Genomic DNA, 362 nt, shown 5'->3' with positions numbered 1-362 from the left:
GCGGATGGCTCGCGGCTGTACCGCACCGGCGACCTGGCGCGCTACCGCGAAGACGGCGTGCTGGAGTACGCCGGGCGAGTGGACCTTCAGGTGAAAGTGCGCGGCCTGCGTATCGAGCTGGGTGAAATCGAAGCGCGCCTGCAGGCCCAGGGCCTGTTGCGTGAATCGGCGGTGTTGGCCGTCGAGCTCAATGGCGTTCAGCAACTGGTGGCCTACGTGGTGGCCCAGGACCATGGCGCGGACGAAAGCGAATTGCGCAGTGTGTTGAAAGCCAACCTGCAGCAAACCCTGCCGGACTACATGGTGCCGACCCACTGGCTGTTCCTCGAACGCCTGCCGCTGACCCCCAACGGCAAGCTCGA

At 65.5% G+C, this 362-nt stretch carries 1 protein-coding gene; it reads left to right on the top strand.

All coding sequences use genetic code 11. The features are described 5' to 3' along the window. Positions 1-362: hypothetical protein (locus tag HU748_RS26165; protein ID WP_186722540.1), on the top strand; the 362-nt coding region annotated here is incomplete at both ends.

Origin of the sequence: Pseudomonas sp. RW3S2, assembly GCF_014268955.1 — a bacterium.
GTDB lineage: Bacteria > Pseudomonadota > Gammaproteobacteria > Pseudomonadales > Pseudomonadaceae > Aquipseudomonas > Aquipseudomonas wayambapalatensis.
Note: the sequence above shows the minus strand (reverse complement) of the source record. Positions and strands in the feature narration are given on the sequence as shown.